Annotated in this window: 23 protein-coding genes; 13 read left to right on the top strand and 10 right to left on the bottom strand. The window is 61.9% G+C overall.

All coding sequences use genetic code 11. The annotated features are described in order from the left end of the window. Complete coding sequence (locus N8H74_RS18865; RefSeq protein ID WP_262149403.1) at positions 1-1,434, bottom strand: cytochrome ubiquinol oxidase subunit I; 1,434 nt, start codon at positions 1,432-1,434, stop codon at positions 1-3. A gap of 402 nt (positions 1,435-1,836) precedes the next feature. On the opposite strand from N8H74_RS18865, the gene N8H74_RS18860 reads away from it, so the two are divergent. From N8H74_RS18860 to N8H74_RS18850, 3 genes are all read left to right on the top strand, one after another. Further along, the gene (locus N8H74_RS18860) at positions 1,837-3,075 is read left to right on the top strand and encodes an MFS transporter (RefSeq protein WP_262149402.1); all 1,239 of its coding nucleotides are present in this window, start codon (positions 1,837-1,839) and stop codon (positions 3,073-3,075) included. A 106-nt stretch (positions 3,076-3,181) separates the two neighbouring features. Then, entirely contained in the window at positions 3,182-3,460 is a 279-nt protein-coding gene (locus N8H74_RS18855) for a type II toxin-antitoxin system RelE/ParE family toxin (protein ID WP_217830093.1), read from the top strand. 14 nt (positions 3,461-3,474) lie between these two features. Next, positions 3,475-3,762 carry a HigA family addiction module antitoxin gene (locus tag N8H74_RS18850; protein WP_217830094.1) on the top strand — a complete coding sequence of 96 codons (288 nt, stop codon included), beginning with the start codon at positions 3,475-3,477 and terminating at the stop codon, positions 3,760-3,762. 5 nt (positions 3,763-3,767) lie between these two features. Here N8H74_RS18850 and N8H74_RS18845 read toward each other — a convergent pair whose 3' ends face one another. Next, positions 3,768-4,319 carry a DJ-1 family glyoxalase III gene (locus tag N8H74_RS18845; protein ID WP_262149401.1) on the bottom strand — a complete coding sequence of 184 codons (552 nt, stop codon included), beginning with the start codon at positions 4,317-4,319 and terminating at the stop codon, positions 3,768-3,770. A gap of 67 nt (positions 4,320-4,386) precedes the next feature. Then, the gene (locus N8H74_RS18840; protein ID WP_262149399.1) at positions 4,387-4,836 is read right to left on the bottom strand and encodes a YolA family protein; all 450 of its coding nucleotides are present in this window, start codon (positions 4,834-4,836) and stop codon (positions 4,387-4,389) included. A 221-nt stretch (positions 4,837-5,057) separates the two neighbouring features. Here N8H74_RS18840 and N8H74_RS18835 point away from each other — a divergent pair, with 221 nt between their 5' ends. The 5 genes from N8H74_RS18835 (at position 5,058) to N8H74_RS18815 (ending at position 9,903) form a co-directional block, all read left to right on the top strand. After that, positions 5,058-6,353: an NCS2 family permease gene (locus N8H74_RS18835; protein WP_217830097.1), complete on the top strand. Its 1,296-nt coding sequence runs from the start codon at positions 5,058-5,060 to the stop codon at positions 6,351-6,353. After that, complete coding sequence (gene trmA / locus N8H74_RS18830; RefSeq protein WP_262149397.1) at positions 6,350-7,429, top strand: tRNA (uridine(54)-C5)-methyltransferase TrmA; 1,080 nt, start codon at positions 6,350-6,352, stop codon at positions 7,427-7,429. Before N8H74_RS18835 ends, trmA begins: the two co-directional genes overlap by 4 nt. Before the next feature lie 130 nt (positions 7,430-7,559). Then, a complete protein-coding gene (locus N8H74_RS18825) occupies positions 7,560-8,471 on the top strand; it encodes a LysR family transcriptional regulator (RefSeq protein ID WP_262149395.1) in 912 nt (303 codons plus the stop codon). A 131-nt stretch (positions 8,472-8,602) separates the two neighbouring features. After that, positions 8,603-9,052, top strand: coding sequence for a type II 3-dehydroquinate dehydratase (aroQ, locus tag N8H74_RS18820; RefSeq protein WP_262149393.1), 450 nt, complete (start codon positions 8,603-8,605; stop codon positions 9,050-9,052). Next, a complete protein-coding gene (locus N8H74_RS18815; protein ID WP_262149391.1) occupies positions 9,049-9,903 on the top strand; it encodes a shikimate dehydrogenase in 855 nt (284 codons plus the stop codon). Before aroQ ends, N8H74_RS18815 begins: the two co-directional genes overlap by 4 nt. Before the next feature lie 35 nt (positions 9,904-9,938). Here the strand turns inward: N8H74_RS18815 and N8H74_RS18810 are convergent, their stop codons facing one another. Further along, positions 9,939-10,616 (bottom strand): TetR family transcriptional regulator, encoded by a 678-nt coding sequence (locus N8H74_RS18810; protein WP_217830102.1) that lies wholly within the window; start codon positions 10,614-10,616, stop codon positions 9,939-9,941. 102 nt (positions 10,617-10,718) lie between these two features. Continuing rightward, the gene (quiC, locus tag N8H74_RS18805) at positions 10,719-12,620 is read right to left on the bottom strand and encodes a 3-dehydroshikimate dehydratase QuiC (RefSeq protein ID WP_217830103.1); all 1,902 of its coding nucleotides are present in this window, start codon (positions 12,618-12,620) and stop codon (positions 10,719-10,721) included. 301 nt (positions 12,621-12,921) lie between these two features. On the opposite strand from quiC, the gene N8H74_RS18800 reads away from it, so the two are divergent. Continuing rightward, the gene (locus tag N8H74_RS18800; RefSeq protein ID WP_262149389.1) at positions 12,922-14,268 is read left to right on the top strand and encodes an MFS transporter; all 1,347 of its coding nucleotides are present in this window, start codon (positions 12,922-12,924) and stop codon (positions 14,266-14,268) included. A 48-nt stretch (positions 14,269-14,316) separates the two neighbouring features. On the opposite strand, the gene N8H74_RS18795 is transcribed toward N8H74_RS18800, so the two are convergent. Further along, positions 14,317-15,195 carry a DMT family transporter gene (locus N8H74_RS18795; RefSeq protein WP_217830105.1) on the bottom strand — a complete coding sequence of 293 codons (879 nt, stop codon included), beginning with the start codon at positions 15,193-15,195 and terminating at the stop codon, positions 14,317-14,319. 139 nt (positions 15,196-15,334) lie between these two features. Further along, positions 15,335-16,111: an IclR family transcriptional regulator gene (locus N8H74_RS18790; RefSeq protein ID WP_217830106.1), complete on the bottom strand. Its 777-nt coding sequence runs from the start codon at positions 16,109-16,111 to the stop codon at positions 15,335-15,337. Positions 16,112-16,342: 231 nt separating this feature from the next. On the opposite strand from N8H74_RS18790, the gene N8H74_RS18785 reads away from it, so the two are divergent. Both N8H74_RS18785 and N8H74_RS18780 read left to right on the top strand, forming a co-directional pair. After that, a complete protein-coding gene (locus N8H74_RS18785; RefSeq protein WP_217830107.1) occupies positions 16,343-17,230 on the top strand; it encodes a neutral zinc metallopeptidase in 888 nt (295 codons plus the stop codon). Beyond that, positions 17,231-18,184 carry an alpha/beta hydrolase gene (locus N8H74_RS18780; RefSeq protein ID WP_262149386.1) on the top strand — a complete coding sequence of 318 codons (954 nt, stop codon included), beginning with the start codon at positions 17,231-17,233 and terminating at the stop codon, positions 18,182-18,184. A 103-nt stretch (positions 18,185-18,287) separates the two neighbouring features. Here the strand turns inward: N8H74_RS18780 and N8H74_RS18775 are convergent, their stop codons facing one another. From N8H74_RS18775 to N8H74_RS18765, 3 genes are all read right to left on the bottom strand, one after another. Continuing rightward, positions 18,288-18,881, bottom strand: a complete 594-nt coding sequence (locus N8H74_RS18775) for an HAD family hydrolase (protein WP_262149384.1) — start codon at positions 18,879-18,881, stop codon at positions 18,288-18,290. Continuing rightward, positions 18,878-19,747 (bottom strand): acyl-CoA thioesterase II, encoded by an 870-nt coding sequence (gene tesB / locus N8H74_RS18770; protein WP_085608733.1) that lies wholly within the window; start codon positions 19,745-19,747, stop codon positions 18,878-18,880. Before tesB ends, N8H74_RS18775 begins: the two co-directional genes overlap by 4 nt. A 105-nt stretch (positions 19,748-19,852) precedes the next feature. Continuing rightward, positions 19,853-20,422, bottom strand: a complete 570-nt coding sequence (locus N8H74_RS18765) for a GNAT family N-acetyltransferase (RefSeq protein WP_262149383.1) — start codon at positions 20,420-20,422, stop codon at positions 19,853-19,855. An 82-nt stretch (positions 20,423-20,504) separates the two neighbouring features. Between N8H74_RS18765 and N8H74_RS18760 the strand changes: the two genes are divergently transcribed. Both N8H74_RS18760 and N8H74_RS18755 read left to right on the top strand, forming a co-directional pair. Beyond that, complete coding sequence (locus N8H74_RS18760; RefSeq protein ID WP_217830111.1) at positions 20,505-21,425, top strand: histone deacetylase; 921 nt, start codon at positions 20,505-20,507, stop codon at positions 21,423-21,425. Between the two features lie 271 nt (positions 21,426-21,696). After that, positions 21,697-22,938: a TIGR03862 family flavoprotein gene (locus N8H74_RS18755; RefSeq protein WP_262149381.1), complete on the top strand. Its 1,242-nt coding sequence runs from the start codon at positions 21,697-21,699 to the stop codon at positions 22,936-22,938. Positions 22,939-23,037 lie beyond the last annotated feature (99 nt).

The raw sequence follows: 23,037 nt of genomic DNA, 5'->3' as shown, positions 1-23,037 counted from the left end.
TCAAATCTCCTTGGTCAGGCTGGGGCTGTGCTCGACATCGTCGTCAGCAGCAGACAGCGGACGAGCCGGCGTGCGTTTCTGGCCAGGACCGCCGTGGTTGGTTTCCTTGCCTTCGTCGGTTTTCGGCCCTTTGCGCACCAGGCGCATCATGTAGCCCAGGCCTGCGCCGAACAGCGCGAAATACACCACGACGAACATGATCAGGGTGATGCTCATCTGCATGAAGCTGTGATTCGACGAAGCATCCGCCGTGCGCATCAAGCCATAGACCACCCATGGCTGGCGGCCGATTTCAGTGGTGAACCAGCCGGCGAGGATCGCGATCAGGCCGGATGGCCCCATCCACAACGCCAGGTACAGGAACGGCCGCGAGGTGTAGAGCGTGTCGCGCTTGCGCAGCCACAGGCTCCAGAGGCCGGTGAAAATCATCAGGAAACCGAGACCGACCATGATCCGGAACGACCAGAACACGATGGTCGAATTCGGCCGGTCCTCCGGTGGAAACTCCTTGAGCGCCGGCACCTGTTTGTCCAGCGAATGAGTCAGGATCAGGCTGCCGAGGTACGGGATTTCGACGGCAAATTTGGTTTTCTCTTCTTTCATGTCCGGCCAGCCGAACAGAATCAGCGGCGTGGCTTCGTCGCCGACGTTTTCCCAGTGGCCTTCGATCGCGGCAATTTTCGCCGGCTGATGTTCGAGGGTGTTGAGGCCGTGGAAGTCGCCGATCACGGCCTGGATCGGCGCGACGATCAGCGCCATCCACATCGCCATCGAGAGCATGGTGCGGATCGCCGGGTTGTCCTTGCCGCGCAGCAAGTGCCAGGCCGCCGACGAGCCGACGAAGAAGGCAGTGGCAACGAACGCGGCAGTCGCCATGTGCATCAGGCGATACGGGAACGAGGGGTTGAACACGATCGCCAGCCAGTCGGTCGGGATGACCTGGCCGTTGACGATTTCGAAGCCTTGCGGCGTCTGCATCCAGCTGTTGGAGGCGAGAATCCAGAAGGTCGAGATCAGCGTGCCGATCGCCACCATCACCGTGGAGAAGAAGTGCAGACCGCGCCCGACCTTGTTCCAGCCAAACAGCATCACCCCCAGGAACCCCGCCTCGAGGAAGAACGCCGTGAGCACTTCATAGGTCAGCAACGGCCCGGTGACGGAGCCGGCGAAATCCGAGAAGCGACTCCAGTTGGTGCCGAACTGATAGGCCATGACCAGACCGGAAACCACGCCCATCCCGAAGTTGACGGCGAAGATCTTCGACCAGAAATAGTAGAGGTCACGGTAGGTGTTGTTGCCGGTCTTCAACCACAGACCTTCGAGTACCGCCAGGTAACTCGCCAGGCCGATGGTGATTGCCGGAAACAGGATATGGAACGAGATGGTGAACGCGAACTGAATTCGGGCGAGATCCAGAGCCTCTAAACCGAACATAAGCTTTCCTCTATCAGATAACGGTTACAAGGCTGGCTGGCCTTGCACCACTGCCCCCACGGGTATGGAGTGCGGCGAATTCGGATTCGTTCTTTTTTTTACAGGCATCGCAACGCAGGGTTCCTGCCGACTGGTGGCCGGGTCAATTCCGTGATGGGTCTTGATCTGGATCAATCAACGTAGAAAGAGTAGTCCCATTTCCGACGACGAACCGCGTGGTCTTTTGCCGCGTGACAAGTTGCCTCATAACGCCTGCAACGCTCTGAAATACATCCCAGGGTCGAATCGATGATGGTTTCGGGAAAATCGATGTCTGGCTAATTAAATTTTTTTTCATAGCAACTTCCTGTTACAGACTGGTGATAACCTCGCGGTTCCCCCACGAACCAGACCTGCCTCCAGATGCCCAGCCAAGCGCCTTTGCTGTTACGTCACCATCGTCCGTTTCTCGCGTTCTGGCTGGCCCGGATCTTCACCGCCAGCGGTTTTCAGATGCTCACTGTGGCCATCGGCTGGAACCTCTATCAACTGACCGGCAACGTGCTCGATCTGGGTCTGGTGGGTCTGGTGGAATTCGCCCCGCGCGTGCTGTTCATGCTGCACACCGGGCATGTCGCCGACCGTTATGACCGGCGCAAGGTCGCGGCTATCTGCCAGTCCTTGCAGGCGCTGATCGCACTTTCCCTGGTCATCGGCAGCGCCACCGATCAGGTCACCCGGGAAATGATCTTCATCCTCGCCTTCCTGCTCGGCGCGGCGCGCTCCTTCGAGATGCCGACCACCCAGGCACTGCTGCCGAGCATCGTGCCCAGTGCGCTGTTTCCACGGGCGGTGGCGGCCGCTCAGTCGGCTCAGCAATCGGCAACCATCGTCGCCCCGGCCCTCGGTGGCCTGCTCTACGCCTTCGGCAGCGTCTGGGTGTATGGCCCGACGGTGATTCTGTATGTCATCGCCTGCACGCTGATGCTCAACCTGCCCGCGCGGCAGACACCGTTGAACAAGGGCAAGGCCACCCTGGATTCGTTGCTGGCAGGGATTCGCTTCATTCGCAGCCGCCCGGACATTCTCGGGGCGATCTCGCTGGATCTGTTCGCCGTGCTGCTCGGCGGCGCCACGGCGTTGCTGCCGGTGTTTGCCAAGGACATTCTGCTGACCGGCCCGTGGGGCCTCGGTCTGCTGCGTTCGGCACCGGCCGTGGGCGCGTTGGGGATGTCGCTGTTCCTCGCGCGATTTGCCGTGGAGCGCCACGTCGGCCGCGTGATGTTCACCGCCGTCGGCGTGTTCGGCGTGGCCACCATCGCGTTCGGCCTGTCGACTTCGTTCTGGTTCTCGCTGGCGGTACTGGTGGTACTCGGCGCGGCGGACATGATCAGCATGGTGATCCGCGCCTCCTTCGTCCAACTGGAAACCCCGGACGAAATGCGCGGCCGGGTCAGCGCGGTGAACGGCCTGTTCATCGGCGCCTCGAACCAGTTGGGCGAATTCGAATCCGGCCTCACCGCCCACTGGTTCGGCACCGTGCCGGCGGTGGTCATGGGCGGAATCGGCACCCTGGTGGTGACCGGAACGTGGATCAAACTGTTCCCGACGCTCGCCAGCCGCGACCGGATGCATGTGCCGGTGGAGGAAGTGAAGGCCTAGTTACAGGACTTCATCCCGCCAAACGGCAAGCCAGGCACAAATTAGTCGGCGAGGTGCGGTACATAGATACCGCATTGAGTGTAAGGTATCGCCTTACACTCGCCGCATGATCAAATCCTTTCAGCACAAAGGCCTTCGTGGCTTCTATGAAACAGGTTCGACTCGCGGGATTCGCGCCGACCACGCAAAACGGTTGTCGCGCATGCTCCAGTTCATGGATCGCGCAGCGGCTCCCACAGACCTGGACCTCCCCGGTTGGCGCCTGCATCCACTGAAGGGGGAGCTTGCCGAGTATTGGTCGCTCAGTGTTTCCGGAAACTGGCGGGTTATCTTTCGATTTGCAGGTTCGGATATCGAGTTGATTGATTATCTGGACTACCACTGACAGGAGGCAGGCCCATGCCCATGCACAACCCGCCACACCCCGGTGAAACACTGCTGATGGATGTCTTGCCCGAACTGGGCATCAGCGTCACCGAATTGGCACGACACCTCGGGTTCGCTCGCCCTCACCTTTCTCGTGTATTGCACGGGCACGCGCCGATCAGTCCGGATCTGGCGGTACGGCTGGAGCGGGCAGGCATCGGTAAAGCCCGCGTTTGGCTAGGCGTTCAAACCGATTACGATCTCTGGCAAGCCGAGCATCGGGAACAACCGGTGATCGAACCCATCGCAGCTCACGCCTGAGGCGTTCAGATCAACAACTCCCCCGCCACTTTCGCCCTGACGGCTTTGCCGGCCAGTTGTTCGACCAGCGTCAGGGCAAACTCCAGCGCTGCGCCGGAGCCTTGGGCGGTGATGCAGTTGCCGTCGACTACCACCGGTTGATCGATGAAGGTGCAACCCGACAATTGATGGCTGGCACTCGGCAGGCAAGTCATCCGGCGCTGGCGCAATACGCCGCTGGCTTGCAGTGCCACGGCCGGGGATTCGGCAATGGCGGCGAACAGGCGTCCGGCACGGGCCTGGTCCTTGAGCAGTTGTTGCAGGGGTTGATGGGCCGCCAGGTGCTGTGCACCGACGGTGCCGCCGGGCAGGACGATCAGATCGAAGGCTTGCGCCAGCACGTCGACCAGCATGCCGTCCGCCGTCAGGCGAGTACCGCGAGCGCAGGTCAGCATGCGCCGGCCTTCGATGCTGGCGGCCACCATCTCGATGCCCGCGCGGCGCAACACGTCGATCAGGGTCACGCTTTGCAGATCATCGATGCCCTCGGCGAGGGTAATCAGGGCTCTAAAGGTCATAAGCACTATCCGCTGGGTGATCTTTAAAGCGTAGCCAGCTTTGCCCCGTCCCGTTCGGTAGCGGCTGTCACTTGATGTAAAGCTGGGTCGACAGGGTGTTGCGCGGCGCGTTGATCGAGGTGTTGCTGAAGCTGAAGGTGCCCTCCTGCTTGCCCGCCAGGTCGAAAGTATAGAGAGAACCGACGGTTTTGCGGCCAGGCGAGCACTCGGTCAGATTGCCGGTATCGAAGGCGCAGACCGGACTGCGCGTGCCGTTCACCTCAAAGCCATCCAGCGTTGCCTGAGGCTGGCTCTGGCCGTAGCCGATTTCCAGCACGTAGACCTTGATCTCCGGACCGCCGTGATCGCAACGGGTCTGCGTCTGGCCATCGGTGATGTCTTCCAGCCCGCAGGACGCCGACTGCACCTTGATGACTTTCACCTCGCTCAGCGGTGGCGCCGACGCCGCGAACGCCGCCGGCACTCCACTCAACAGCCAGGCCATCAACCCGCAGGTCGTCATCCAACGCTTGTTCATGCGATCCATCCCCGAAAAAAACAGCGCGCAGTATGGCGCACTTGTCCCCGGCGCAAAACTTCGCCGACGATCGCCGCCAACAACCGCCATATTCTTCACGCTGCTGGTATGATGCGCGGCTTTTTCCGACCCACCACAAATTTCCAGGCGCCTGGTACGGTCTGTGCTTTGCTGTTGAGGTCGATACATTCACGGCGCCATGCGCGCCACGGGGAGCAGAGATGCTGGAAAGGCTGTTTCAACTCAAGGCACACAACACCAACGTGCGGACCGAGATTCTGGCGGGCGTCACGACGTTCCTGGCCATGGCCTACATTCTGTTCGTCAATCCGAGCATTCTCGGCGAGACCGGCATGGACAAGGGCGCAGTGTTCGTCGCCACCTGCCTGGCAGCCGCCATCGGCTCCACGGTCATGGGCCTGATCGCCAACTACCCGATCGCCCTCGCTCCGGGCATGGGCCTGAACGCGTTCTTCACCTACACCGTCGTGCTGCACATGGGCCACACCTGGCAAGTGGCGCTGGGCGCGGTGTTCATTTCGGCGGTGTGCTTCTTCCTGCTGTCGATCTTCCGCATCCGTGAATGGATCATCAACAGCATCCCGCTGCCGCTGCGCTCGGCGATTGCCGCCGGTATCGGCCTGTTCCTGGCACTGATCGCCCTGCACAACGCCGGCATCGTGGTTGGCAACCCCAATACCATGGTCGGCCTTGGTGAGCTGAAGAAACCGGAACCGATTCTCGCCACCCTCGGCTTCGCCCTGATCGTCGCCCTGGAAGCCCTGAAAGTGCGCGGTGCCGTACTGATCGGGATTCTGGCGGTGACCGTCGTCTCGATCCTGATGAACGTTACCGCGTTCGGCGGCGTGATATCGATGCCACCATCGCTGGCCCCGACCTTCCTGCAGCTGGACATCAAGGGCGCGCTGGACATCGGTCTGGTCAGCGTGATCTTCGCTTTCCTGTTCGTCGACCTGTTCGACAACTCCGGCACCCTGATCGGCGTCGCCAAGCGCGCCGGCCTGATGGGCAAGGACGGCCACATGCCGAAAATGGGTCGTGCGCTGATCGCTGACAGCACCGCCGCGATGGCCGGTTCCCTGCTGGGTACCTCGACCACCACCAGCTACATCGAATCCGCTGCCGGCGTGAGCGCCGGAGGCCGCACCGGCCTGACCGCGATCGTGGTCGCGATCCTGTTCCTACTGGCGTTGTTCTTCTCGCCGCTGGCCGCCAGCGTACCGGCCTTCGCCACCGCACCGGCGCTGCTGTTCGTCGCCGTGCTGATGACTTCGGGCCTGGCGGAAATAGACTGGGAAGACATCACCGTTGCCGCGCCGGTCGTAGTCACCGCGCTGGCAATGCCCTTCACCTATTCCATCGCCAACGGCATCGCCTTCGGCTTCATCGCCTGGACCGCGATCAAACTGCTGTCCGGCCGCGCCCGTGAGCTGAACCCGGCGCTGGTGATTCTGTCGATTCTGTTCGTGATCAAGCTGGGTTGGTTCAACGCATGACTTTCGATTCCCAGGCCTACGCCACGCAACTCGAAGACAAGGTCACGCGCCTGCGTGACCTGCTGGCCCCGTTCGATGCACCGGAACCTGCGGTGTTCGACTCGCCGCTGCAGAACTTCCGCCTGCGCGCCGAATTCCGCCTGTGGCGCGAAGGCGGCGAGCGACACTACGCAATGTTCTCCCAGGACGACAAACGCACGCCGATCCTGATCGAAGAATTCCCGATCGCCAGCCTGCGCATCAATCAACTGATGCCGCAATTGAAGGCAGCATGGCAAGCCAGCGCGGCGCTGAGCCACAAGCTGTTCCAGGTGGAGTTTCTGACCACCCTGGCCGGCGATGCGATGATTACCCTGTGCTATCACCGTCCACTGGACGAGCACTGGCACGCGGCCGCGACGCAACTGGCGAAGGACCTCGACGTCAGTGTGATCGGTCGTTCCAAGGGCAAACGCGAAGTGATCGGCCACGATTACGTGGTGGAGAAACTCGACGTCGGCGGTCGCACCTTCAGCTACCGCCAGCCGGAAGGCGCGTTCACTCAGCCCAACGGCACCGTGAACCAGAAAATGCTCAACTGGGCTTACGAAGCACTCGGCGATCGCAGCGACGATCTGCTGGAGCTGTACTGCGGCAACGGCAACTTCACGCTGCCGCTGGCAACCCGTGTGCGCAAAGTGCTGGCCACCGAAATCAGCAAGACCTCGGTCAACGCTGCGCTGAGCAACCTCAGCGAAAATGCTGTGGATAACGTCACCCTGGTGCGTCTGTCCGCTGAAGAACTGACCGAAGCGCTGAACGAAGTGCGGCCGTTCCGCCGCCTGCACGGCATCGACCTGAAAAGCTACGAGTTCGGCAGCGTGTTCGTCGACCCGCCACGGGCCGGCATGGACCCGGACACCTGCGAACTGACCCGACGCTTCGACAACCTCCTGTACATCTCCTGCAACCCGGAAACCCTCGCGGCCAACATCGCCCAACTGCACGACACCCACCGCATCACCCGCTGTGCGCTGTTCGACCAGTTCCCGTGGACTCACCACATGGAATCGGGTGTGCTGCTGACCCGGCGTTGATCGCCGATGCCTGAGACAAGAAAGCCGTCGTGATTGACGGCTTTTTTGTGCGCCTCAGGTTTTGAATCAACCATTGATACGCCCTATATTCGAGGCATTGCCGTCCATTTGATCCCCGGTGTAATCAATCATGCAGCGACATTTCGACGATCTTCAGTTGGGCAGCATCGAGCTGTTTTGTCTGGCCGCCGAGGCCGGGAGTTTTACCGGGGCGGCGCTCGCGGCGGCGGTGACGCCGGCTGCGGTGAGTCGCTCGGTGTCGCGGATGGAAGAACGCCTGGGGGTGCGGCTGTTCGCGCGCACGACGCGCAGCGTCAAGCTGACCGACAGTGGCCGGCGCTATTACGAGGAATGTCGTCAGGCGCTGGCGCAACTGGTCGAGGCTCAGCGGGAGGTCATGGGCCGCCAGCAGGAACCGTCCGGCACCCTGCGCATCAGTATTCCCACGACCTACGCCCATCACCGGATCCTGCCACTGCTCCCGGCGTTTCGCATGCGCTTCCCGCAGGTAAAGGTCGAGATGCACATCAGCAATCGCAACATCGACTTCGTCGGCGAAGGCTATGACATGGCGATCCGCGTGCGGGCGATTCCCGATTCAGCGCTGATTGCCCGCCACCTGGAAGATGCGGCGCTGGTGATGGTCGCCAGCCCCGAGTACCTGAAACGCGCCGGCACGCCGCAGACCCTCGACGACCTTGCACAACACGAGTGCATCCAGTTCGAATTGCCCAGCAGCGGGCGGCGGATTACCTGGCTGTTTTTCGATCAGGACATCCCCCGGGAGATTCTCGCCGAGGGCAATTTCTGCTGCTCCGATGACGTGCTCGGCGGTGTCACCCTGGCCAGACACGGTGCCGGGCTGTTCCAGACCTATCGCTTCATCGTCGAAAAAGAACTGGCCGAGGGTTCCTTGGTGGAAGTACTCAAACCCTATGGCGGGCGGTCGCGGCCGTTCACCCTGCTGTATCCGCAGAACCGCCATATGCCGTTGCGGGTTCGCGCGTTCATTGATTTTCTGGTGGAGCAGTTGCCGCGCTGACTGTGCGATTACCGAACAGAACCCTTCTCGCCTGCCACCGATCAATTGCTTAAAGTAACCGACTGGTACATTTTATCTCCACAGGCCGAAACCCTCGGCCAATGCCAAAAACAATAAGTGGAGTCTGTCCCATGCCCCCTATCGTTCTGGTGCTCAACGGCCCGAACCTGAACCTGCTCGGCACCCGTGAACCGGCCACCTACGGTCACGAAACCCTGACCGACATTTCCGCCCTGTGCGGGCGCGCCGCCGATGAATTCGGGCTCGCCGTGGAGTTTCGCCAGACCAACCACGAAGGCGAGTTGCTCGACTGGATTCACGGCGCCCGCAACCGTTGCGCCGGGATCGTGATCAATCCGGCCGCCTGGACGCACACCTCGGTCGCCATCCGCGATGCACTGATCGCCAGCGAACTGCCGGTGATCGAAGTGCATCTGTCCAACGTCCACGCCCGCGAACCGTTCCGCCATCACTCGTTCGTCTCGGCCATCGCCACCGCCGTGATGTGCGGCTTCGGCAGCCACGGCTATCGCCTGGCCCTGGAACATTTCAGCCAACGCCTGCTGGGGAAAACCGCATGAGCCGCGACACCGCGATTCTGGCCGGCCTGATCGGCGCCGGCATCCAGGCTTCCCGCACCCCGGCGCTGCATGAACATGAAGGCGACGCCCAAGGCCTGCGCTATCTGTATCGCCTGATCGACCTTGATCAACTGCAACTGGACGTCAGTGCCCTGCCCGACCTGCTGCTCGCCGCCCAACGCATGAACTTCACCGGGTTGAACATCACGTTCCCGTGCAAGCAGGCGATCATCCCGCTGCTGGACGAGCTGTCGCCGGAAGCCTCGGGCATCGGCGCTGTGAATACGGTGGTGTTGAAGGATGGCAAGCGCGTCGGTCACAACACCGATTGCCTGGGATTCGCCGAGGGTTTTCGCCGCAACCTGAAGGATGCCGCCCGCGAGCGTGTAGTCCAGATGGGCGCTGGCGGCGCGGGCGCAGCAGTGGCCCACGCGCTGCTCAGCGAAGGCGTACAGCAACTGAGCATTTTCGACGTGGATGTCAGCCGCGCGCAAAGTCTGGCGGACAACCTCAACCAGCATTTCGGTAGCGGTCGGGCCGTGGCCGGGCATGATTTGCCGCAGGCAATGAACAAGGCTGACGGTCTGGTGAACACCACGCCGATGGGCATGGCGAAGTTGCCGGGCATGCCGGTGCCGGTGGAGTTGTTGCGCTCAGCGTTATGGGTGGCGGAAATCGTGTACTTCCCGCTGGAAACCGAACTGCTGCGCAATGCCCGGGCGCTGGGTTGCCGAACCCTGGACGGCGGCAACATGGCGGTGTTTCAAGCGGTGAAGGCGTTCGAGTTGTTCAGCGGTGTGGCGGCGGATGCGCAGCGGATGCTCGCGCACTTCCAAGGCATGAACGACTGAATATCGCGCCTGCTCCGACAGGGGCAGGCACTTTTTCAGGCTTGCAGATAGCGCAGAACCGACTCGCAAATCATCTCGCGATGACGCTGCTTGACGCTTTCGTCCGGCAGATCAATCTGAAAAATCTCACCGAAGGTATGACGGTTCGACACGCGATAGAAGCAGAACGAACTGATCAGCAGATGCACATCCAGGGCATCGAGGCCTTTACGGAACAGCCCCTCATCGGCACCGCGACGCAGGATCTCGCCAAGGGAGTCGAGGATGGTGTTGTTCATCGCCTTGATCGCGTCGGAGCGCTTCACGAACTCGGCGTTGTGGATGTTTTCAATGCAGACGATGCGCACGAAATCGACATTGCGGTCGTGGTGATCGAAGGTGAACTCCACCAGCCGCCGGATCGCGTCCACCGGTGGCAACTCGGCCAGATGCAGACGGCTTTCGGTACTGCGGATATCGCCGTAGAGTTTCTCCAGCACCTCGACGTACAACTGCTCCTTGCTGCCGAAGTAGTAGTAGATCATGCGTTTGGAGGTGTGGATGCGCTCGGCGATCGCGTCGACGCGGGCGCCGGACAAACCCTGCTGGACGAATTCGACGATCGCCTCCTGCAGAATGTTTTCACGGGTTTTTTCCGGGTTGTTCTTGCGACTTTTGCGCGGCTCTGCGGCGGGTTCGACGGGGGCTGCGGAAAGTTCTGAAGTCATTGTCATTGCGGGCTCACGGCCATCACTGCATAAGCTGGCGATTATGGGCTGCGCGACACAGTGAAGGAAGCCGCGCAGCCCGTGTTTAATCCCGCGTTTACGAAATTCCTACAACTTCGCCTGGCGCACCGCGCCACTGCGGGATTTGGCCATCGCCGCCAGCCGCACCGCGACGTTGGCCGCGCCATAGCCGGCGTAACCGTTCTTGCGCTGGATGATCTCGAAGAAGAAACGCCCCTCGAACGGCTCGGTGTACACATGAAACAGTTCGCCGCCCTGGGCGTCGCGGTCATAGAGCACGTTGTAGTACGCCAGTTCGCTGAGGAATTCGTCATCGAAATCGAAGCGTGCCGCCAGGTCATCGTAATAGTTGAGCGGGATATCCAGCAGCGGCACACCCGCCTCTTTCGCGCGACTGACTTCGGCGAAGATGTCATTACAATCGAAGGCGATGTGATGCACCCCCGAGCCGCGATAACTCGACAGCGCGTGTGAGATCGCGGTGTTGCGGTTCTCGGAAATGTTCAGCGGCAGACGAATCGAACTGTCGCGGCTGCGCAACGCGCGGCTTTTCACCAGACCGTAAGGATCGGGTAGCACCACTTCGTCGTCGGCCTCGAAATCCAGCAGACTCTTATAGAACAGCACCCAACTGTCGAGGCTGTCCGCCGGCAGTGCCATGGCCATGTGGTCGATGCGCTTGAGCCCGCCACGGGCCTCCGCGCCCGGTTGCAGATTGAAGTCGGTGCCGTAGACATCCGCCGCTTCATCCACCAGATAAATCAGGCTGCCGTCCGGTGCGCGGACCGCCGCCAGTTCCAGTTCGTTGGGGCCGACCAGGCCACGATACGGCTGGCCCTTGTAGGCAACGGCGCGGGCCAGGGCGCTGGCGCTGTCCTTGACTCGCACGGCGGTGGCACACAGCGACGGGCCGTGAGCTTCGAAAAAGCTGTGGCCGAACGAATAAGGCTCGGAGTTGAGGATCAGGTTGATATCGCCCTGGCGCAGCAGGCTGACGCTTTTCGAGCGATGCTGGCCGGCCTTGACGAAACCCAGACGCTCCAGCCAGTTCGACAGCTTGGCGCCGAGGGCTTCGTCGACGGCGAACTCCAGAAACTCGACACCGTTGTATTCGCTGGCCTTGGGCGTTTCAAAAAGGATTTCACGATTGGCGACGGGCGCGGTTGGCTGCTCGAGACGCTGGCGGGTTTTCTCCTCCAGGTACAGCAGCGAACGCAAACCGTCGGCGGCGTTGGCCCGAGGCGGCGCGGCGCGGAACCCGTCGTTGAAGATCTCCAGCGACAGCGGCCCGGTGTAACCGCTCTGGATGATTGGCGCGAGAAAGCCCGGCAGATCGAATTCGCCCTGCCCCGGGAAGCAGCGGAAATGCCGGCTCCACTCCAGCACATCCATGGCCAGGATCGGCGCATCGGCCATTTGCACGAAGAAAATCTTGTCGCCGGGGATCTCGGCAATCCCACGCGGATCGCCCTTGAGCGACAGGGTGTGGAAACTGTCGAGCAACACGCCCAGACTCGGGTGATCGGCCTGACGCACGATGTCCCAGACCTGTTGATACGTGTTGACGTGACGGCCCCAGGCCAAGGCTTCGTAGCCAATGCGCAGCCCGCGCGCGCCGGCCCGTTCGGCCAGCAGGCGCAGGTCATCGACCAGAATCTGTTGATCGCCGATGCTGTCGGGCGAAGCATTGCTGCACACCAGCACCAGATCGGTGCCCAGTTCCTGCATCAGGTCGAACTTGCGCTCGGCCCGTTCCAGATTGCGCTCCAGCCGGTCACGGCGGCAGCCTTCGAAATCACGAAATGGCTGGAACAGGGTGATGGCGATTCCGAGATCGGCGCACATCTGCCTGATTTCCCGGGGACTGCCGTCGTAATACAGCAGGTCGTTCTCGAAGATCTCCACCCCGTCAAACCCGGCGGCGGCAATGGCTTCGAGTTTTTCCGGCAGGGTGCCGCTCAAGGAAACGGTGGCAATGGATCGCTGCATGCTTGAACTCCGGCTTCGTGGGCTACGCCGCCTCTGTGCAGGAACAGCCTTCGGCGGCACCTGCAGGGGTCATTTTTATCGTGAGGGAAATTATTGGCTGCATCGTCGCAGGCGGCAATTTAAAGTGTACTACCCGGTTAGTTTTTCGTGCGATTATCGAACACAATGCCGATTTGACGAATTGACGATTTTTCGTCCGCTGCCCAACATCCATCGCACATTGAGTCCGGACATGAACCACCGGTCGCAGTGTTCGACAAAAAAGAACACCACATAACAAATTCAAAAACGGGTGGAACACATGATTCCTTCACAGACTTCCCGCATGGCCCCGGCCGTGAGCACTGCCACCGGTGGCATCGGCGCCAAGATCCGTGGCGCCATGACTGTCGGCACGACCCGTTGGGGCATGCTGGCGCTGGTGTTTTTCGCCACCACGCTGAACTACATCGACCGCGCCGCCCTCGGCGTCATGCAGCCGATCCTCGCCAAGGAAATGAGCTGGACGGCGATGGACTACGCCAACATCAACTTCTGGTTTCAGGTCGGCTACGCCATCGGCTTCGTGCTGCAAGGCCGGTTGATCGACAGGGTCGGGGTCAAGCGCGTGTTCTTCTGTGCGGTGCTGCTCTGGAGCCTGGCGACCGGCGCCCATGGCCTGGCGACTTCGGCGGTGGGCTTCATGGTCTGCCGCTTTATCCTCGGCCTGACCGAAGCGGCGAACTACCCGGCCTGCGTCAAGACCACGCGCCTGTGGTTCCCGGCCGGTGAACGCGCGGTGGCCACCGGCATCTTCAACGCCGGCACCAACGTCGGCGCGATGTTTACTCCGATGCTGCTGCCGCTGATCCTGCATGTGTGGGGCTGGCAGGCCGCGTTCCTGTGCATGTCGGCACTGGGCGGGATCTGGCTGCTGTTCTGGGGCCTGAAGTATTTCAATCCGGAAGATCACCCGAGCGTTAAACAATCGGAGCTGGAATACATCCAGAAAGAAGTCGAACCGGAGCAGGCCCGCGTGCCGTTCTCGAAGATCCTGCGCATGCGCGGCACCTGGGCATTCGCCCTTGCCTATTCGCTGACCGCACCGGTGTTCTGGTTCTACCTGTACTGGCTGCCGCCGTTTCTCAACCAGCAATACAACCTGGGCATCAACGTGACCCAGATGGGCATTCCGCTGATCATCATCTATGTCACTGCTGACTTCGGCAGCGTGGGCGGCGGGATTCTGTCCTCGTTCCTGATCGGTCGCGGGGTCAATCCGATCAAGGCACGGCTGCTGTCGATGTTCCTGTTCGCCTGCTGCATCATCGGCGTGGTCATGGCGGCCGGCTCCAGCAATCTGTGGGTCGCCGTGGCGGCCATCTCCCTGGCCATCGGCGCGCACCAGGCCTGGACCGCCAACATCTGGAGTCTGGTGATGGATTACACGCCCAAGCACATGATGAGCACCGTGTTCGGTTTCGGCGGCATGTGCGCGGCGATCGGCGGGATGTTCATGACCCAGATCGTCGGCCATATCCTGACCGTCACCCACAACAACTACACGGTGTTGTTCACTCTGATTCCGGCGATGTACTTCATCGCGCTGACCTGGATGTACTTCATGGCGCCGCGCAAGATTCCGACCCTCACCGAGTCACCTTCCTGACTCACCCCGCCTGCTTCAAACCGGCCTGACTTCAGGCCGGTTTTCATTTCAGCTTCGGCGCTGCTGCCAGGCTGCCGCCAGACCGCTGCAACAGATCACGGCGATTCCGATCACGGTCATCAGGGTCGGTGTGTGATTGAACAGCAGCCAGCCCAACAACCCCGCGAACACGATCTGGCAATAACCGAACGGCGCCAGCAACGCCGGTGCGGCATGGCGGAAAGCCTGGGTCAGAAACAGGTGCGCGGTCATCCCGCAACTGCCCAGCGCCAGCATCAGCCCGGCGTGAGTCAGCGTCGGCACCTGCCAGAAGAATGGCACCAGCGCACTCATCACCAACGTGTTGCACAACCCGGCAAAAAAGTTGCTGGTGGTCGGACTGTCGACCTCGGCGAGCTTGCGCGTGAGCAATTGATAGAAGCAGAAAAACAGCGCCGAGCAGAACGGCAGCAGAATCGCCGGGGTGAACAGTTCACCCCCCGGGTGGACAATGATGAGTACGCCGACGAATCCGCAGATCACCGCAATCCATTGCCCCCGCGATACCCGCTCCTTGAGCAGCGGCACCGACAGCGCCGTCACCAGCACCGGCGCAAGAAAGTTGACCGCCGTGGCTTCGGCCAGCGGGATGTACAAAAGCGCCGTGGTGAAAAACAGGCTGGTGCCCAGAAGGCACAATGCCCGCGCCAACTGCCATAACGGTCGTTTGGTACGCAGGACACGCAGCCCCGACTGCGGCAGAAAAATCCCCGCCATCAACAACGTGTGCACCACATACCGCGCCCACACCACCATGACGATCGGATAGAACCCGGAGAGGTACTTCGACAAGGCGTCATGGCTGGAGAACAGGAACGTCGCCACGACAATCAGCAAGATCCCCTTAAAGGGTTGATTGACACCGGAGAGCGGAGTGCTGACGGTCATTGCTTTTCCTTGTACCGCATCGATTTCATAAACCTTGCGGATAATTTAGAACCGGGTTCCAGATTCCGACACCTGCCACACTAAAAAGTGGGCGAACAGCGCACAACTTTCCGTTTCCCCTTGGGGGAGCGGGCCCGGACTATATGAACAACTCCGAAGCCAGGCTCGCCGCCGACAACTCTTCAGTGAACGTCAACAGCAGCGGGGCCAACTCATGCAACCGTGCGCCCGGCATCCGCGCACTCGGCCCGGCGATGCTCAGTACGCCAATCACCCGGTCATCGGCGGGATGTTTGACCACCGCCGCAATCGCCGAAGTTCCCACCGCCGAACTCTCCTCGACGCAGGCATACCCCTGCTCCCGCGCCAGCCGCAGACGCTCCAGCAATTCGATGTTGGAACGCGGGGCATTCGGCCCGATGTCCGCCGGCATTGGCGCGCCCTGGCGCTCGACCAGCGACAACGCCTCGGCATCGCTCATGCAGGCCAGCCATGCATGCCCCGAAGCGGTATAGAACAACGGCGCATCGCGGCCCATGTCGGGGTCGTAGCGCAGCCCGGTGCGGGCGCCCTGGGCCTTGGCGATCCAGATCTGCCGCTCGCCCTCGATCACGCCGAGGCGCACCAGCTCGCCGGTTTCCCTGGCCAGTCGATCAAGCACCGGCTGCACGATGTCGGCGCCGCTGCTCGACAGATAACGAAAGCCCATCGCGACCAGTTTGGTCGACAGGTGATAACGCAGGGTTTCCGCATTCTGCCGCACGTACCCCAGGCGAATCAGCTCGGCGAGCAAGCGATGGGTCGCGCTTTTCGGGATGTCCAGTTGCTCGGCGAGGGCCTGCATCGGCATCCCGCGCGGATCATGGGTGAGGTTTTCCAGCACGCTGAAAACCCGTTCGATTTGACTGCCGGCCATGGAGAGATCCGAATGAAATGTCGGCTAATTCTAAAATATATCCACCCATACGCAAAATCTGGAACCATCCACTCGAAATAAATTCACCTGCGGATTGAATTCACAGCACGCCAGATCGTCCATAACAGGCCCGACTTCCCACCCCCGCGTGCGAATAGACGGACGGCCGGACTGGCGCCACACTCACACACCAGCAACACTCATCACCACAGACGAACAGAGGATGCCCACATGTTATGGAGAAAAGGCCGACGCAGTGACAACGTCGTCGATGCGCGTGGCGATGACATGGGCGGTGGTGGCGGCATGCGTTTCGGGGGCGGCAAGGGCCTGAGCCTCGGCGCGATTTTGCTGATCGTCGGCATTGGCTGGATCACCGGCCAGGATCCGTTGCAGATCCTCGGCCAGCTCACCGGGCAGATGTCCGAGCAATCGGCACCCTCCTCGCAAACCCGTCAGGCGCCGCCGGCTAATGATGAACAGGCTGAATTCGTCCGCTCGATCCTCGGCGACACCGAAGACACCTGGGGCGCGATCTTCCAGCAGGCGGGCCGCCAATATAAAGACCCGACCCTGGTGCTGTTCAGCAACCGGGTCAACTCCGCCTGTGGCCTGGCGACCTCCGCCACCGGCCCGTTCTACTGCCCGGCCGACCAGAAGGTCTATCTGGACATGGCGTTTTTCCAGGAAATGTCCCAACGCTTCAAGGCTGCCGGTGACTTCGCTCAGGCCTACGTGATCGCTCACGAAGTCGGACACCATGTACAGACGTTGCTCGGCGTCTCGGCAAAAATTCAGGCAGCCCGCCAGCAAGGTCGGCAGATGCAAGGCGACGGCGGTTTGCTGGTGCGCCAGGAATTGCAGGCCGATTGCCTGGCCGGCGTCTGGGCCTACAACGCGCAGAAGCGTTTGAACTGGCTGGAACCGGGCGACATCGAAGAGGCCTTGAACGCAGCGAACGCCATCGGTGATGATCGCTTGCAGCAACAGGGTCAGGGCCGCGTGGTGCCGGACTCGTTCACTCACGGTACGTCGGCGCAAAGGGTGCGCTGGTTCAAAACCGGATTCGCCCAGGGCCAGGTCGGCCAGTGCGATACCTTTGCGGCGAAAAACCTGTAAATGCATAAATGGTGGTTGGTTTTCCTGCTTATTGGCGGCACGGCGCAAGCGGCCGGTGTCGATGCGATCAGCCCCGGACGCCTGCAATTGCAGGCCGGGGAAATGGCGGTGGGCATCGGGCCGGCGCCAGCGAAAATCGAACGGGTGCTGATCGTCGTTCATGGCCGTCTGCGCAACGCCGAAACCTATCGCAAGAGTGGTGAAACCGCGACCGAGCTGGCCGGGCAGACCGCCAACACCCTGGTGATCGCTCCGCAGTTTCTCAATGAAAGCGATGTCGCCCTGTATTCGTTGCCCGCCACAACGCTGCGCTGGAAAGGCAATGAGTGGATGGGCGGTGGGTTATCCACAGGCCCGAACCCGCTGAGTTCCTATGCCGCCCTCGATGAAATCATCGCGCGCCTGAGTGACCGCAAACAGTTTCCGGATGTGAAGCAGATCGTCATCTTCGGCCATTCCGGCGGCGGTCAGGTGGTGCAGCGCTACGCCCTGCTCGCCAAAGACCAACCGGCGCTGAAGAGCGAAGGCATCCGCTTGCGTTATGTGGTGGCCAACCCGTCGTCGTATGCCTACTTCAACGAACAGCGGCCGGTGGCGTTCGATCACGCGCAGTGCCCGGGTTTCAATCGCTGGAAGTACGGCCTGGCAGATCCGCCGATCTACGCCGGTGGGCAAACGCCTGCGCAACTTGAAGGAAGTTACGTCAAACGCGAGGTGATTTATCTGCTCGGCCAGCAGGACATCGACCCGCAGCACCCGGCGCTGGACAAGAGTTGCGCCGCCGAAGCGCAAGGCGCCTATCGACTGACGCGCGGGAAACTGTTTTTCAGCTACCTGCTGCGCCGCCATCCCGAAGGCGTGAACCAGCGGCTGGTGGAAGTGCCCGGGGTTGGGCATAACGGTGACGGGATGCTGACGTCGCCGGAAGGACTGAAGGTGTTGTTCGATCAGTAGGTTTTCTGCCGGCTGAGCCGGCCTGCCCTTGCTCCCACCCTGGAATGCAAAGCCCCTGTGGGGGCGGGTGCCCGTGAAGGCCCCCGCCCAGACGCCCCGTCACTCAGGCCATAAGCATCCGCCGCAGCTCAACGCAATCCTGCGCATGCCAGTCGGTCAGCTCCGGCCACGGGTTGTCCGGCAGATTCACCAGCACCGTGTGCGCGCCCGCCGCCCGACCACAATCCAGATCAAAGCGGTAATCGCCGACCATCACCATCTCGCTCGTCGGCACCGCCCAAGCCTCGGCCAGTTTCAGCAATCCGCCGGGATGCGGCTTGGGCGGCGCTTCGTCGCGGCCCAGCACATCCTCTTCGGCGAAGCAGTCGGCAAGACCGATCGCTTGCAGGGTCACATGCGCCAGCTCACGGGCATTACGGGTGAGGATGCCGAGGCGATACCCTCGCTGGTGCAGTTCGCGCACCAGTTCCACCGCGCCGGTGGCCGGGATCGAGCCAAGCGCCAGATCGCGCTCATGCTCCAGCAACCACGCATGTTTCGCCGCCGCCTCATCCGCCGGCAAGGCTGCGAGATGGGTGAGGATGTCGTCTTGCGGCGGGATCGCCAGCGCCACCCGGATCGCCGCGAAATCATGCACGGCGACGGTCAGGGTGCCATCCATGTCGAACACCCAATGCTTCACCTCGGTCAGGCTCATGCCCAGTCCTTGCGATGGCGGATCAGGCCTTCCTGGGTCACCGAGGCCACCAGTTGCCCGGCGCGGTTGAACACGCTGCCCCGGGAGAAGCCCCGGGAGTTGCCGGCCCATGGGCTGTCCATGGCGTAGAGCAGCCAGTCATCGGCGCGCAGGTCATTGTGGAACCACAACGCGTGATCGAGGCTGGCGACCTGCATGTCCTTCTGCCACACCGATTTGCCGTGAGGCAGCATCGACGTGGTCAGCAGACCGAAGTCCGAGGCGTAGGCCAGCAGGTATTTGTGCAGGGCCGGAATGTCGGCCAGCGCCCCGTCGGCACGGAACCACACGTACTTGACAGGATCTGCCGGCTGCGGGTTGTACGGGTCTTTTTCGGTGACCGGGCGCACTTCGATCGGTTTCGGGCACAGCAGTTTTTCGCGCATGTGTTCCGGGATCAGGTGCGCACGTTGCTGGGTCAGTTCCAGCTCCGACGGCAGGTTTTCCGGGCCGACCACTTGCGGCATCTGGCTCTGGTGCTCGAAGCCTTCCTCGTCGTACTGGAACGACGCACTGCAGGTGAAAATCGGATGCCCCTTCTGGATCGCCGTGACCCGGCGGGTGCTGAAACTGCCGCCGTCGCGCACGCGGTCAACCGAATAGACGACCGGCAGCTTGGCATCGCCCGGACGCAGGAAATAACCGTGCATCGAATGCACATGACGGGTTTCCTCTACGGTCTGACTGGCCGCCGACAGCGACTGACCGAGCACCTGACCGCCGAACAACTGGCGAAAACCCAGGTCCTGGCTGCGTCCACGAAACAGGTTTTCCTCGATCGGCTCGAGGGTCAGCAGATCCACCAGATCTTCCAACACTTGGCTCATTCAGACTCTCCTCACACAAAGCAATGCCGCGCAGTCTTGGCTGCGGCGGGGATTCAGGTTCTGACCGACACCAATGTGGCGGCCATTGTAAACGTCCGTGCCTGCTTATCCATGCAAGGTTTCCAGCCACTGCTCGCGGGTGATGCGATACAGCACATGCCGGTGCAACGGGTGACCCTCCGCAACGCGCGGGTGGTCGAAATCATCGTCGGGGGCGTGATGCATGCCGATGGCTTGCATGACCTTCTGTGACGGCAGGTTGGTTTCGCTGGTGAACGACACCACCTCGTCCAGCTTGATCCGGTCGAAGCCTGCACGCAGCGCAGTCCACGCCGCTTCACTGGCGTACCCCAGGCCCCAGTGCTCGCGGGCCAGACGCCAGCCAATCTCCACGGCGGGGGTGAACGGCGCATCGAAACCGACCACGCCGAGCCCGGTGAAACCGATGAACTGGCCACTGTCCTTGCGCTCCAGCGCCCACAGACCGTAGCCGTGCTCGGCAAAATGGCCGCGCACCCGACCGATCAGCGCGGCGCTTTCCAGCCGACTCAAGGGCGCGGGAAAGTAACGCATCACCTGCGGATCGGCACACATCGCCGCAAATGCCGGCAAATCCTCGTCCTGCCACTGACGCATCACCAGCCTTGCGCTTTCCAGTTCCAGTATCGGCTCCATCGTGCCCTCCGTTTCCATGCCGCAAGTCTACATCGCTGGTAGGATCCTTCACTCTTTCCCTACCGTCCTACAAGAATTCGTTATGCCAGTGCCGCTGATCTACCACGAAGACTACAGCCCCGAGTTTCCGGCGGATCACCGCTTCCCGATGGACAAGTTCCGCCTGCTGCGCGATCACCTGGTGGACAGCGGCCTGACCCGCGACGCCGACCTGCTGCGCCCGCAGCTGTGCCCGGCGGACATTCTCGCCCTCGCCCATGACCGCGCGTATATCGAACGCTACATGAGCGGCGAGTTGTCCCGCGAAGACCAGCGGCGCCTGGGCTTGCCGTGGAATGAAGCGCTGGCCCGACGCACCGTGCGTGCGGTCGGCGGCTCGCTGCTGGCGGCGGAAAAGGCGCTGGAACATGGCCTGGCCTGCCACCTGGCTGGCGGCACTCATCACGCGCACTACGACTATCCCGCCGGTTTCTGCATCTTCAATGACCTGGCAATCATCAGCCACTACCTGCTGCAAAGCGGTCGGGTCAACCGTGTATTGATCTTCGATTGCGACGTGCATCAGGGCGATGGCACCGCGAGGATCCTGCATGACACGCCGGAAGCGATCACCGTTTCCCTGCACTGCGAAAAGAATTTTCCCGCACGCAAAGCCGAAAGCGACTGGGACATTCCGCTGCCCAAAGGCATGGGCGATACCGATTACCTGCGGGTCGTCGACGATGCGCTCAACTATCTGCTGCCGCTGTATCAACCGGACCTGGTGCTGTATGACGCCGGTGTCGATGTACACAAGGACGACGCCCTCGGTTATCTGCAACTGACCGACGCCGGCGTCGCCGCCCGTGATGAAAGCGTGATGCGCCACTGCCTGGGTCGCGACATTCCTGTGGTCGGGGTTATCGGCGGCGGTTACAGCAAGGATCGCCAGGCTCTGGCCCGGCGCCACGGCATCCTCCACCACAGCGCGCAGCGGGTCTGGGATTCACAGGGTTGTCATTGAGTTGTGCTGCGTTACCCACAATGGCTGTGGAACGGCCTGTGGATAACCTGAGTGAAAGGGACTACAGCCCATGCTGAACATGGCCTGCAGCGCGATGGTCATTTTTTAACCAGCCTTTGATCCCCCCGAGCGGGAGCGGGCTTGCCCGCGAATGCGGCAGAACAATCCACATGGATGCGGGCCGAGATATCCGCTTCGCGAGCAAGCCCGCTCCCACAAAGATCAGGGCTGCTAGAATGCGCGGCTATTCCGCCATACCGCAGCGCACGCCATGACCCAGACCTCCGCCCCCCTCCCCGCTCACATCGCCATCATCGGCGGCGGCCCCGCCGGCCTGATGGCGGCCGAAGTGCTGAGCCAGGCCGGAGTGCGCGTCGACCTGTACGACGGCATGCCCTCGGTGGGCCGCAAGTTCCTGCTGGCCGGGGTCGGCGGCATGAACATCACCCACTCCGAAGCCTACCCGGCGTTCCTTTCGCGCTACGCCGAACGAGCGCCGCAGATCGCCCCGCTGCTGCGCGCGTTCAACGCCGATGCCCTGTGCCAGTGGATTCATGACCTGGGCATCGAAACCTTCATCGGCAGCTCCGGCCGGGTGTTCCCCACCGACATGAAAGCCGCGCCGCTGCTGCGTGCCTGGCTCAAGCGCCTGCGTGACAGCGGCGTGGTTATCCACACCCGCCACCGCTGGCTCGGCTGGGATGCACACGGCGCGCTGCGCATCGACAGCCCGGACGGTGAGAAAACCCTCAAACCTGACGCGACCTTGCTCGCCCTCGGCGGCGGCAGTTGGTCGCGGCTGGGTTCCGATGGCGCATGGATGCTGGCGCTGGAACAGCGCGGCGTAGGACTGGCGCCGTTGCAGCCGAGCAATTGTGGATTCGAGGTGCAGGCCTGGAGCGATCTGCTCGTCAGCAAATTCGCCGGTGCGCCGCTGAAAAATATCGCCATCGGTTTGAACGATGACATTCCGCGTTTGGGTGAATGCGTGATCACCGCGACCGGGATCGAAGGCAGTCTGATCTATGCCCTGTCGGCACCGATCCGTGAAGCAATCAACCGCGATGGCGCCGCCCTGGTGCATATCGATCTGCTGCCCGGCCGGCCTGTGGATAAGATTCAAGCGGCGTTGAGCAAGCCACGCGGATCGCGTTCGATGTCCAAGCATCTGCACAGTCAGTTGGGGATTGATGGGGTGAAAGCGGCGTTATTGCGTGAGCTGACGTCCGCCGAAACCTTCGCCGACTCGGCTTCGCTGGCCCAGGCGATCAAGACCTTGCCGCTGACGCTGGTGAAGACCCGGCCGCTGGACGAGGCAATCAGCAGCGCCGGTGGGGTGACGTTCGAGGCGATGGATGAGCGGTTGATGCTCAAGGCCTTGCCAGGAGTTTTCTGCGCGGGCGAGATGCTCGATTGGGAAGCGCCGACTGGCGGCTACCTGCTCACCGCTTGCTTCGCCAGTGGACGGGCGGCGGGATTCGGGATGCTGGAGTGGTTACGGAGCGGGAATTGAGCTGCCCCTTGCCCTCACCCCAGCCCTCTCCCCCAGGAGAGGGAGCCGACCGAGGTGTCCGGCGCTATACATCGACGTGAAAGACCGGGTCGATGATGG

Source organism: Pseudomonas sp. B2M1-30, from assembly GCF_025447575.1.
GTDB classification, from domain to species: Bacteria; Pseudomonadota; Gammaproteobacteria; order Pseudomonadales; family Pseudomonadaceae; genus Aquipseudomonas; species Aquipseudomonas botevensis.
This window is presented reverse-complemented; position numbering and strand designations above follow the sequence as displayed.